General features: G+C 51.0%; 8 protein-coding genes. 4 read left to right on the top strand and 4 right to left on the bottom strand.

From position 1 onward, the window contains the following. Positions 1 to 26: 26 nt before the first annotated feature. Positions 27 to 500, top strand: coding sequence for an SPOR domain-containing protein (locus PLF13_07050; GenBank protein ID HOP07032.1), 474 nt, complete (start codon positions 27 to 29; stop codon positions 498 to 500). A 138-nt stretch (positions 501 to 638) separates the two neighbouring features. On the opposite strand, the gene PLF13_07045 is transcribed toward PLF13_07050, so the two are convergent. The 4 genes from PLF13_07045 to PLF13_07030 all read right to left on the bottom strand — a co-directional run bounded on the left by PLF13_07045 (position 639) and on the right by PLF13_07030 (position 5788). Then, positions 639 to 983 carry a PilZ domain-containing protein gene (locus tag PLF13_07045; GenBank protein ID HOP07031.1) on the bottom strand — a complete coding sequence of 115 codons (345 nt, stop codon included), beginning with the start codon at positions 981 to 983 and terminating at the stop codon, positions 639 to 641. 236 nt (positions 984 to 1219) lie between these two features. Continuing rightward, a complete protein-coding gene (locus tag PLF13_07040) occupies positions 1220 to 3187 on the bottom strand; it encodes a S9 family peptidase (GenBank protein HOP07030.1) in 1968 nt (655 codons plus the stop codon). 148 nt (positions 3188 to 3335) lie between these two features. Then, the gene (locus PLF13_07035; protein HOP07029.1) at positions 3336 to 3677 is read right to left on the bottom strand and encodes a hypothetical protein; all 342 of its coding nucleotides are present in this window, start codon (positions 3675 to 3677) and stop codon (positions 3336 to 3338) included. A gap of 11 nt (positions 3678 to 3688) precedes the next feature. Then, entirely contained in the window at positions 3689 to 5788 is a 2100-nt protein-coding gene (locus PLF13_07030; protein ID HOP07028.1) for a tetratricopeptide repeat protein, read from the bottom strand. A gap of 226 nt (positions 5789 to 6014) precedes the next feature. Between PLF13_07030 and PLF13_07025 the strand changes: the two genes are divergently transcribed. The 3 genes from PLF13_07025 to PLF13_07015 all read left to right on the top strand — a co-directional run bounded on the left by PLF13_07025 (position 6015) and on the right by PLF13_07015 (position 11479). Then, positions 6015 to 7442: an anti-sigma factor gene (locus PLF13_07025; GenBank protein ID HOP07027.1), complete on the top strand. Its 1428-nt coding sequence runs from the start codon at positions 6015 to 6017 to the stop codon at positions 7440 to 7442. Positions 7443 to 7628: 186 nt separating this feature from the next. After that, complete coding sequence (locus PLF13_07020) at positions 7629 to 9626, top strand: sodium-translocating pyrophosphatase (protein HOP07026.1); 1998 nt, start codon at positions 7629 to 7631, stop codon at positions 9624 to 9626. 440 nt (positions 9627 to 10066) lie between these two features. Then, positions 10067 to 11479 (top strand): TolC family protein, encoded by a 1413-nt coding sequence (locus PLF13_07015; protein ID HOP07025.1) that lies wholly within the window; start codon positions 10067 to 10069, stop codon positions 11477 to 11479. The last annotated feature ends 50 nt before the right edge of the window (positions 11480 to 11529 follow it).

Genomic DNA, 11529 nt, shown 5'->3' with positions numbered 1-11529 from the left:
GTGGAGACAGCGAGCTTGGAGGTTGAATGTATTTCTGGAAGACAATAATAGTCGTCTTTGCGTTGCTTGCCCTGACATTGGCCTGCGCCGATAAAAAGGAAGAAGCCGAGAAACTTGAGCAAGAAATGATGGCTCAGGAACAACCGGTTGATACCACTCCGGTTCAGGAGGTGGTTTCCGATACGACCAGCCCCAAACCGGCTATGGACTATTCCGCAACTCCGGAAGAGGAAACGACCTATCAGGCCGATATCGTTACCGGAACCGGTTATACCGTTCAGGTAGCCTCGTGCGAAGACATGACTTATGCTCAATACCTGAAGAAGAAGTACACGAGCCGTGGGTATGAAGCGTTTGTGACCACATTTATGTTGGATGGCCAGACGTATTATCGGGTGCGTCTGGGCAAGTTCGACGGTTATTCTCAGGCGAAAGCACTTCAGGAAGAAGTTATCGATAAGTACTCAGTACCGGCGTGGGTAGGCAATTTGGGTGAGTAATCGGAAGTCTCGGTAAGAAGTAATAACTTCTGAAGTCAAAAAGATACATGTCAAGGCCGGGCATAATAAGCTCGGCCTTTATATTTTGATGTATTTCGGTATGAATGCGACCGTACGAATATCGCAGAGAAGAGCTTCTCAGTCCTGAAAGCAATGGCAGAGTTGTAAATGCTCCAAACGGCGACGATCCGGCAGCGACAACGGTTCTATGGCGAATCCGGCTGCGAAGTATTCCGGGTTGATATCCCGCCCGCACCAGATTGATTGAGCCCGGCAGACTACTTCCGAAGCTCCCTGCACTGATATGGGCAATTCCATTCTCAGATCAAATCTTCGGTCCGGGTCAATAACCTCATTGCACAACAGCCGGAAACCTTCGGTGGTGAAATCTACCACCCGTCCCAGAACCTCACCGGACTGTACGTCCGTTACCGGGAAATAGGTCAAAGGGTGCCGGCGACGACGGCTGCGAGAGTTTTGCATATAAGTCCTCCTTTTACAATCCGCATCAGCGGATCGAAAATGTCCCTATTTAATATATCGGAAAGATCGCGGCTAAAGCCAGTGGCGGAGGTTGACCGTGAAGTTCGCTTATCTAGCCGTGACGAAAAATAACTGTGTTAAGAAGACCCGCCTGAGGGTAGTTGGGAGGGTCATATTGCCAGGAAAAAGGCGGAAGCCGATTACGGCTCCCGCCTGAATGTTCTCTTCGATGATAATCAATCTTTAACGGTTTTACCGTCTTTCAGGTACTTGTCAAAGAACTCTACCTGTTTCCGGTATTCAATAATAGTATTGTCGCGTTTGCCGGTGCCGTGTCCCTCGTTTTGGAAAATCAGAGAATCGACTTCGCCGCCGCGTTTTTGGATGGCGGCGATGATCTGGCGAGCCTCACCGATCGGGACGCGGGGATCGTTGGTGCCGTGTATGACGAGCAGCGGTGTCTCAATCAGGTGTGCCTTGTGAATAGGGGAAATGGAACGCAGGAATTCTCGATCGGTCAAGGGGCCGTATTCGGCTTCGCGCAGCGCCCGTCGATAATCACTGGTGTTTTCGAGAAATGTTTCGAAATTAACGATTCCGACATCATCGACCGCGGCATTGAATAGTTTCGGATATTCGGTAATCATACCGGCTACGACATAACCGCCGTAGGATCCGCCTCGAATGCCGATCATCCCCTGTTTGGTGTAGCCGTTCTTAATGAGCCAGTCAACTCCGGCTTTGTAGTCCTTAAGAGAGTTCTTGCGCAGCTTATAATTGTCAAGGTTCATGTATTCCTTGCCGTAGCCCGAAGAACCGCGTGGATTGGGGGCGAAAATGCCATAACCGTTAAGCAGGAAATACTGAATGTTGCGCTGGAAATATGGCTGGTATTGGCCTTCCGGACCACCGTGCGCATTGACGATGAACGGGATCGGTGAACCCTTTTTATAATTCGGCGGTAAATAAAGGAACGCCGGGATTTCGAGTTCATCAAAGCTCTTATAATGAATCAACTCCGGATCGGTGAATATCGTGCGATCGATTCCGGCGTAGATGGAATAGGTCAACTGTGTGAGTTCTTTCGAAAATGGATTCCAGCGCCAGACATCGGGGGCGTAGGTCGGTCCCGAATAAGAAAAGACAACATCGCCGTGCCGATCCATATAGCCGCCGCTGAATATGCCTTCAAGATCGGGTGTCGGGAGTTCTTTACGAGTCTCGAATTCGATCAGCTTGGGTTTGACATATCCGTCCATGTTCCAGGTCACGAGGAGGTATTTGAAATCGCGAGAAAATCCGAACGATTCCACTTCCCATTTGGGCTCGTTCCAGGATTCATCCACCCAGTGGATATTCTCTTCACCGAGCTTCATCGTGGCGAGGCGGTGCATGCCGTCTTCGTTATCGTTACAAGTCAGCCAGATTGTCTCGTCGTCCGGAAGGATAACCGCACCGTAATAAGTAACACTGTCGTCACCATGAGTGATTTGTTCGTATTCGCCGGAGGTGAGATCGAGCAGGAAGAGGTGATTCTTGAAGTTGCCAAGGGCCTTGCCCAGGATCATTCTGGTTCCATCCTGCGAAAGGTCCACTACGTAGTTGTAGCCGCTGCCTAGTGTGGTATCGCTGAAAACCAGATTGGATTCGCCGGATATGATGTCCATTTTGTAGATGAAGAAGTCGCGTTTATTTTCTTCGTTGGAGCGGTAGTAGATCGCTTTATCGTCGGGAGTCCAGATCACCGAACCAATTTGTACCTTCTCGAAGAAGGTGATTTGCTTTATACGCCCGGTGCGGGTATCCATGAGATAAAGCTGTGATTGCTCGCTGCCACCCACGGAGGCGCCGACGATAGCCAGTTGCCCGCCGTGTGAGAGAACGAAAAAGTCGACACCGTCTTCAAAGGTGGTTAACTGGTAGGGCCAGCCGTGCTCATTAATACGGTAAATCTGGCTTGCTCCGGACATTGAATTCCGTATATAAACATCCCTGCCGTCCCAGCTTAAACCGGCCGGAGAGTTGCCGCCGATTTGCAGGAAGGTGGCGATATCGGGAATGTATTCTGCTTCCGTGAGGAGCGAAGCAACCGTTCCCGGTTCATCGCTGGTTGACTGGTCGGCACGGTGGCCGCAACTGAGGATTGTAGGCATCAGTGCGATAATGATCAGACATAACAATAAATGTGACTTACGAGGAATCATGAAGCCTCCTATGGCAGGTGTATTAACTCTCTCAGTAGTAATTGACGAAAATAGGCCGAAAAGGTTCACCGCGCAAGCGACAAAAGTCTGTCGTCGCCTGCGCGGTGGTCGTAAGTCATTGATAGATATATGATGATCTTGAAGCTCGTCAACGCATAACCGTCGTGAGCTTGCGTCGGTATTCCCGTGATGGGACTACCGGTTTCGATCTTCCGAAGAAACGATGACAGATCTGCTCCTGTTCCTCGTAAACTACTCGCAGGTAAAAGTCGCAGTTCTGACATTTGGTGGTGGACCCGGCGCTGCCAATTTGTTCGTGGCAGGCGTTACCGCCGGCCATCCAGCAGGTTCGACCGCCGCCGATGCCGCCGTTCTGTCCATCGTATTTCATAGCCGAAGCGACCGGGCATTCACCTAATAAATCCACCAACAGCCCGCCCTTTTCCCGTCCACAATTCTTGAACTCCCAACAGTTGAGCTTGGTGGTCATCGATAACCTCATCAGTTGTTCTGTATAATTTCCGATACCGAACTATATTCGCTACTGGTCAGAATTTCTTCGATCTGTTCGTTGGTTGCGATCTCACGGAACTTCTCGAAGCTTTTCTTGACTTTCTTTTCATCATCCATGGCCGCATAGGAGAGCATCAGGTATTGATAAACGTACGCATTCGAGGGATCCAGATCTCGTGCTTTATCGAAATGCTTGGCTGCTTTTTTGTAATTTCCCTGATCGAACCTGGCGCGCCCCAGACCATAATGTCCTCGAGGATTGTCATCGTTGATATCCACGGCCATATCGAAATCGGCCAAGGCGGCGATTTGCTGCCCCATTGCGAGGTATACATCACCGCGACCGAGATAAGCGTCGATTGAACCGGGATCGATTTCTATGGCGCTGTTGTAGGCCGAGATTGCATCATTTGCATTACGCTGAGCCAGATAACACTTCCCGGCTCGTACGTAGTCATTATATGCCTGCTGATTATTCCCCTGTTTCTGCTGCAGGCCGGCCCGAGCCTTGTAAGCATCGGCAAAATTAGCGTCCTTGGTGACGGCGTTGCTGAAGTCGGTGACTGCCTGGGTAAAATTGCCTTCTCGCGCCGCGTTCTGGCCGGCAACATAGAAATCCTGTGCCGTGTAATTGTTGCGAAGCTGTTCCTGGGACATTGTCTGTAAATCGAGAATCAAAGCTTCGGTCTGACCTGCTTTAAGGGTGATTGTCCCTGTCGAGGGATTGTAGCCCTGAGCATCCACGACGTAGCTGTAGGTCCCGGGACTGAGTTTCGAGAAGGTCATATTGCCGGCTCCGATGATGTCGCCGTTAAGTTTCAACCGAGCTCCTTCGACGTTGGTCTGGAGACTTAGCTTGGCATAGGTGTCGGTCTTCGATTTGGATTTTTTCCGGCCGGAGTCACTCGATGATTGGTTGCTTGATTTGGGCTGACTGCTTTGGGGAGCAGACATATCAGCCCGGTTCTCGGATGACGGTATTTGAGCTTGGGGCCTGGTTTCTTCGGACGGCATCTCTACGGTTTCCTCGGTCGGATGGAGGACCAGCAAAGATGACTCGTTGTTAACTACGGTAGCATAGTCAGTCCCAACTACCGCACCGTCGACTCGGTATTCGAGTTGATGAGTACCGGCTGGTACGTCTTCGAATATGAACACACCCTGTGGATTCGTTCTGATGGATTTCCCGAGTTCGGCCAGGCGGACGGTTGCTCCCTGGACATACGGTCGCCCGGCATCATCCAGGACAACACCGAAAATTTGTCCCTGTCCGGTATCTACGGCCACAAACTGAGAAATAATGACAATCAGCAAAAGGGCCAGGACACCGGCGGCCGATCCGATCAATACCTTGCTGTCTATTTTCTTCGGTTTCAATTCATAAGTGCGGTCCGCCAGGGTTATATCATCACCGGCATGAATGGTCTGGCTTCCGATTATCTGAACATAGTTCCGGTAAAAATAGGCAACCCCACGTCCACGTTCTGATATCTGCGGTGCCGGCAGGTCAGCCACTGAATCAGGAAGAGGATTAATGTCGACCTCATTTGACTGAGTCGATTGCCCGGATGCCGTTGCAGTCATGGGCTCGGCTACAGGTTTGGGAGCGAGAGGTGGTGTCGGCAAGGTGCCTTCAGCCAACTTCTTAATCAGTTGTTCTTTCTCGTCGGCACTGAGATAGTTACCCGTTTCTTCTTTTACGGATTGCGGTTGCTCCACCTGTTCTATGGCTTTCGGTTCTTCGATTGGCTCCGGGGGCGGGGGGAGAGGTGGCTCGGATTCACCGATCGGCTCCATGAAGTTATTAGAAGTTGCTCCCAGGTCATTCTCTCCGGCCAGGGAAGCAGCTTCCTGCTCCATCAGATTGGAATTCGACTCAATGCCGAGGTCTTCCTCAAATGACGGCTTCGATGGTTCACTTCCCACAAAAGTGGGATCGCTCATCGGGGCCTCGCTGACAACGAAATCCAGGTCGTCTGCCTGTTCATCGCTGTTGGTCGCGGATTGATGCAGAGCTTGCCCGCAGTTAGGGCAAAATCGGGCATCTTCATCCGCTATTTCGGCGTTGCAGTACTGGCATATATGCAAGGTAGTTTTCCCGTTTCAGGTTATGACTATTTTATCTATGATATCGACGTTATGAGCTTTTTTCTTTAGACAGGCGGGGGGCTGGAGACGTCTGGTAAGTGGTTGTAATTAGCTACGAAATAATGGCTTGAAAAGGCTTGACACCCCCGGAAAAGGGTCGCTATATTTGGCACTTGTGATTTTGAGCATTGGTGCCGCATAGGAAAATGGCAGGAGGATTAAGTTAATGTTGAAGCGCCCGATAAAAGCTCTGTTTGTGGCTGTTGTCATCTGTGTAGGAATTACTCTCTGGTGGGGCTGCAGCCAGCCCGACGACATCATGCTGGAGAAAACTCAGACGGTTCTTTACCTTGATGCAGAACGTCTGCCCACCAACCCGGACGGGATGATCTATGAATTGTGGGTAGTCGATGAGTCCAGCAGCGAGGGTCTCTCCGGCGGTCATAGCATCGAGCAGTTTGGCTACGACTTTGCGACCGGGACCTACTACGATGCCTCGGGCGCTGTCAGGGAAGAGTCCAACCGGTTCGTTATTGACGACGATATTTATAACTATGCTGTCCTTGCAGTTACGGTACAGCGTACCGATGGGACCGACGATGATATGGGACCGGTCATGCTGATGGACACGATTCAGGATGTCTGGTATGATCCGATTATTCTGAGTTTCCCACATTCAACCGGCGATACCTCAGGATCGGCCGTAACTTATTATCACATGATGGTTACGTCCGATATCGGTTCACAACCGACTGAATATCAGGGCAGCGCTCTCTGGTTTAACTCGGTATACCGTGACTCTTCGGAGATTGAGGACACTTTATCGATTCAGGATTTTACTATCGACACAGTGTATCTTGACACGTTGGGTGATGATGCCATGCGTACGTCGGTTACCAACATCTACAACATACGGCCGGATACAATCTACCGTCACTTTGGTTTGGATTCCATGCAGCAGGTCCGAGTCCTTTATGATCCGGAAGAGCATATAGCTTATGCTAATAGTCCCGACTCGATTGATCCTAATACGAACAAGGCCTATTGGCTGACTACACGACTGGAAATTGATTTCGAAACGGCTAATTATCGTCCGATCATTTACTTTGACCATATTCAAATAGCCCAGATGCTCTATGATATGAGCGCTTATGGTTGGAAGTATGAGGGCTGGGTCCTGGCTTCATCGGTTGGACAAGCCTCACTGGGCACCTTCACTCGCCCGGCCTGGTTGAGCTACAACAATCCCTATGATTCCCTTATTCACGGAATTGACGGCGGATTGATCAGCACCGGCCGGTTTACCGATGTCTTCTTGCCCGATGAAAGTAATCCGTATTCATTGAACAACCATGTTCCGCCGTATCCGGGTGAGGATTTCCTGCAGAATCTGCCTAACGCCGCTACCGCTCCGTTGACACTGGTGCCTGATAATAATGGCCCGCACGGTACCGTGTTCATTTCGCTGGAACCGAACAACCGTGTTTCGGGTACTACTAACTTCCCGCTCATAGCGATGATTGCGGCTCTGCCGGATTCTATCAATCAGGTTCAAAACGATACCCAGAGTTTTGCGATGACGAACATGTTCAAACAGGTTGAGTCAGACCTGACGGGCATGCCAAGGATTAAGGTAGAGATAGAGAGATATTAAACGGATTATTATCCTGCTTTTGGCCGACCCCGGTGGGGGTCGGCCTTTTTCTTGGTTGATAGGGCTGGTGAAAGATTTCACTTGCCAACGTGTGGGGGAGCCGATATATTCAGCGAGATTTGCAGAGGCATTGAGATTAGCAACTAACTTTAACGGTCACATATACATAAACAGGAGTAACTGTTCATGGATACTGGTTTGTTAGCAGCGCTGATCGGAGTGGTAGGGTTTATTTTCGCTCTGGCGCTGTTCTTCTGGATCAGGAGCAAACCGACCGGCACCGACCTCATGAAGGAGATTTCTGAGGTTATTCACGACGGCGCCATGGTTTTCCTGAAACGTGAGTACTCGATTCTGGTCATTTTCATCGTTATCGTGTTCGCTTTGCTGGCCTGGAAGGTTCAGCCAAAGACAGCTTATGCGTTTTTAGGCGGTGCGATTTGTTCGATGCTGGCCGGTTTTATCGGGATGAAAGCCGCAACTCGAGCCAACGTCCGTACCTGTGCGGCGGCCAAGGATCTAGGTCAGCCGGCAGCTCTCTCGATAGCCTTCTCGGGTGGTGCGGTGATGGGTATGTCGGTTGCCTCACTCGGTCTTATCGGTGTGGGTATCGCCTATTTCTTTTTCGGTGATCCCGAATCACAGTCGATCATCAACGGCTTCGCGATGGGTGCGTCATCGATCGCGTTGTTCGCTCGTGTCGGCGGCGGTATCTATACCAAGGCTGCCGACGTCGGCGCCGACCTGGTCGGTAAGGTAGAGGCCGGTATTCCTGAAGACGATCCGCGCAATCCCGCCGTGATTGCCGACAACGTCGGCGACAACGTCGGTGACACCGCCGGTATGGGAGCGGACTTGTTTGAGTCTTATGTCGGCTCCATCATTGCCACGATGGCAATCGCTGCAACGATTACCGGTGTCGGTATCGAGGCCAAGATTGCCGAAGCGCGCGACGCTTATATGCAACTACCGATCATGATCGCCGCTTTTGGAGCTTTGGCTTCGATGCTCGGTGTTCTCTCGGTCCGTTTATTCTCCAAGATGAATCCGGCCGCAACTCTCCGCCTCGTCACCTACGTTGGCGCCGTGGCTATGCTGGTAGCTGCCTGGATTATCATTGATAAACTCGGAATCGATCACAATGTATTCTGGGCTATTATCGGAGGTAATGTAGCTGGAATTATCCTGGGTTTGCTGACGGAATATTACACCGCGGCCGGTCCTGTCCGCAAAATTGCGGAAGCTTCGAAGACGGGCGCGGCGACCAATATCATCAACGGTCTGGCTGTTGGTATGGAATCCTGCCTGATGCCGATCATCGTGATCTGTGGCGCCATTTACGTTGGCTACAGCTTCGCCGGCCTGTACGGTATCGGTATTGCCGGTGTCGGTATGCTGGGTACGATCGGTGTTACGATGTCGGTTGACGCCTATGGTCCGATCGCCGACAACGCCGGTGGTATCTCGGAAATGTCCGGCCTTGGTCCGGAAGTTCGCAAGATTACCGACCGTCTCGATTCTCTTGGAAACACTACTGCGGCCATCGGTAAAGGTTTCGCCATTGGTTCGGCGGCTTTGACCGCTTTGGCGCTGTTCTCCGCTTATTCCGCCGCGGTCGGATTGAACGGCATTAACATGCTTAACGTTCGTGTCGTTCTCGGTTTCTTCCTCGGTGGTGTGTTGCCGTTCTTTATCGCTGCTATGACCATGACTGCTGTGGGTAAAGCAGCCCAGAAGATGGTAGAGGAAGTCCGCCGTCAGTTCCGTGAGATCAAGGGTCTCATGGAAGGAAAAGCCAAGCCCGATACCAAGACCTGCGTTCACATTGCAACTACCGGCGCTTTACAGCAGATGGTGGTTCCGGGTCTCACGGCCGTTCTGGCTCCGATTATCGTTGGCTTGATTCTTGGCCCGGAAGCTCTCGGTGGTTTCCTTGGCGGCGCCACTATGTCCGGTGTTATGATGGCTCTCATGATGGCCAACGCCGGCGGCGCCTGGGACAATGCCAAGAAGTATATCGAAGCCGGTGCGCTTGGAGGCAAGGGATCCGATGCCCATAAAGCGGCCGTAGTCGGTGACACCGTAGGCGATCCTTTCAAGGATACCTCGGGTCCGTCGATGAACATCCTGATCAAGCTGATGGCGATTGTTTCGCTGGTCGTTGGTCCGGCGCTGTTTAACTAGATATATAGTTTTTAGAATTTGTTGATTTCGGGGTGATCGCCAACCGGTCACCCCGGTTTCTTTTTGTATCGAAGTCGTGTCATTAATCTTACATTGTCGGGGAGCGGTCTTGATATGTGATGATACGACCGCCTTAAAAAATCGCAAGCTTGCCTTTTTGTCTATAAAGGTGAATAATTCGAGGCCGGGAAGGTACTCATCACGATTATGCTGATGAAACTTTTGTGTTGAGCCTTCGTTAGTTCTGGTATGGATGATTTGGAGCTAAGCAGAGGAAAAGAGACAACGATTTATCGGTCGTATTTATCAGAACCATCGCATTCCCGGTAATATCAAATAATGAAAAACGGAATGAACAAAGCAACATCTGATCGATTTACCGGTCTATTGAGGGTGAATCGTCGGGTGTTAGATTCAATGGAACATAACGGAGTTGCTAGATGAAATCGGTACTAGTAAAAGCTATGGTTGTGGCAATCCTGCTCCCGTGGGCGGCGGCTTTCGGGGCCGATAAGTTGACATTAGACGATTGCATAGAACTTGCCCTGAGGCACCGTTCATCGATTATCTCGGCGCGCGGCAGTGAGGATCTGGCTAAGGCCAATCGCCTGGCGGCGTTGGGATCGTTCCTGCCTAATGTGAGTGCTTCTTACAGCTATTCTAAAGGAGAAACTCGAGATCAGGAAGTTCGCGTTCCCTATAATGCATACGAATACACGGATTACGAGTATTTCGTTGATACGATTGAGGTCGATGGTACACAATTCCCAGTGCTGGCACAGCGGGCGACCGACTCTCTGTATTTAGTTGATATGGTTTCGGAACAGCCGGATCAGTCGCGTACGAGCAAGGGATACGGTCTCAGCGCCAATCTCTCACTCAGCGGTGCGACTTTCTTCGATTACTTTTCAGCCCGAACCGCCGCACAGCGAGCCAGTCTTAACGTGATCGCATCCGAGCAGGATCTTATCTATGAGGTTAAGGGCGCTTTTTATGCTTATCTCGCGGCAGTTGAGAATGTCTCGGTCCAGGAGGATGCCGTCGAGCGCAGCAAGGAACAGTTAAAGCTGATCGAATCACGTTTCGAACTCGGTTCGGCGGCCAAGTCCGATGTTCTCAAACAGAAGGTGCAATACGGCAACGACCGCCTGAGTCTCCTTGAGGCGAAAAATTCGGTAACCAGTTCCAAGGCTGATTTGGCTTATACGGTAGGTCTTGATCCCCACTCTGACGTAGAGTTCAGCACTGATTATATGCAACGCTCGTATGACGGAACGATGGATGAAGCCATTCAGTACGGTCTGGATAACCAACCGACTCTTCTTTCGGCGAAGAAATATGAAGTCGAAACCGGCCATGATCTGCGGGCCGCTCATATGAGTTATCTCCCGTCGTTTTCAGCGTACGGCAATCTGAACTGGTCCGATGGCTCCAGCGGTGATACGGTTTTGTATAACAGTAAATCAAACTCGTGGACGCTCGGCTTCGGTTTAAGCATGAACATCTTCGATGGTTTTTCGCGTGAGCGGAATGTGGCCAGTGCCAAGATCGCGAGGAATAATGCCCGGGCGGCTTTGACCGAGGAGAAACATCTCGTTTCGCTGCAAATCAAGCAGGCGTACCTGGAGATCGAAAAGACCTCCGAGCAGGTGAAGGTTAACGAGGAGAATGTAGCCGCGGCGGAAGAGGATCTGAAGATAACACAGGAAAAGTACAATCTGGGAGCAGCGACGATTCTGGATTTGCTCGATGCTCAGGTGTCGTTGAAGGAGGCCCAGATGTCCAAGATAAGTTCGGAGTTCGACTACAATCTGGCGGTGGCCGCCCTGGAGCACGCTACCGGCAAAATGTAGGAGACAATTAGGCAGAGAAGAAGATTTGAGGAGTATGGGGTAGCCAGAGT

The organism is Candidatus Zixiibacteriota bacterium (assembly GCA_035380245.1).
GTDB lineage: Bacteria > Zixibacteria > MSB-5A5 > GN15 > FEB-12 > DAOSXA01.
The sequence above is the reverse complement of the archived record's forward strand: the minus strand, read 5'-3'. Positions and strand labels throughout refer to the sequence as shown.

Coding starts and splice junctions, on each gene's coding strand:
- PLF13_07020 (HOP07026.1), top strand. CDS start 7,629: ATGGATACTGGTTTGTTAGCAGCGCTGATCGGAGTGGTAGGGTTTATT.
- PLF13_07015 (HOP07025.1), top strand. CDS start 10,067: ATGAAATCGGTACTAGTAAAAGCTATGGTTGTGGCAATCCTGCTCCCG.
- PLF13_07040 (HOP07030.1), bottom strand. CDS start 3,187: ATGATTCCTCGTAAGTCACATTTATTGTTATGTCTGATCATTATCGCA.
- PLF13_07025 (HOP07027.1), top strand. CDS start 6,015: ATGTTGAAGCGCCCGATAAAAGCTCTGTTTGTGGCTGTTGTCATCTGT.
- PLF13_07050 (HOP07032.1), top strand. CDS start 27: ATGTATTTCTGGAAGACAATAATAGTCGTCTTTGCGTTGCTTGCCCTG.
- PLF13_07035 (HOP07029.1), bottom strand. CDS start 3,677: ATGACCACCAAGCTCAACTGTTGGGAGTTCAAGAATTGTGGACGGGAA.
- PLF13_07045 (HOP07031.1), bottom strand. CDS start 983: ATGCAAAACTCTCGCAGCCGTCGTCGCCGGCACCCTTTGACCTATTTC.